The organism is Candidatus Pantoea formicae, assembly GCF_011752625.1.
GTDB lineage: Bacteria > Pseudomonadota > Gammaproteobacteria > Enterobacterales > Enterobacteriaceae > Pantoea > Pantoea formicae.
In genome coordinates, this window is sequence record NZ_VWXD01000053.1 from 1 (window position 1) to 293 (window position 293).

At 48.5% G+C, this 293-nt stretch carries 1 tRNA gene; it reads left to right on the forward strand.

Features of this window, described 5'->3' with window-relative positions:
- Window positions 1-20: 20 nt before the first annotated feature.
- Window positions 21-95 (forward strand) — tRNA-Glu (locus F3J38_RS27865).
- Window positions 96-293: the final 198 nt, after the last annotated feature.

A 293-nucleotide genomic window follows, 5' to 3' on the forward strand; every position in this document is an offset into this window, starting at 1 on the left:
CGAAGTCGTGACACTATCGTGTCCCCTTCGTCTAGCGGTTAGGACTCCGCCCTTTCACGGCGGCAACAGGGGTTCGAATCCCCTAGGGGACGCCACTTGCTTGGTGACAGGTGAAAGGTGTCTCCACAGTATCTCAAAACCGGCTTACGAGCTGAGTTTGAGATATTTGCTCTTTAACAATCCGGAACAAGCTGAAAATTGAAACGACGTGTCGGTTCATTTCTCCGTAATAAGAAATGAATGATGACATGTTCGAGTCTCTCAAATGCTTGCAGTCTGCATGCGTTGCAAAA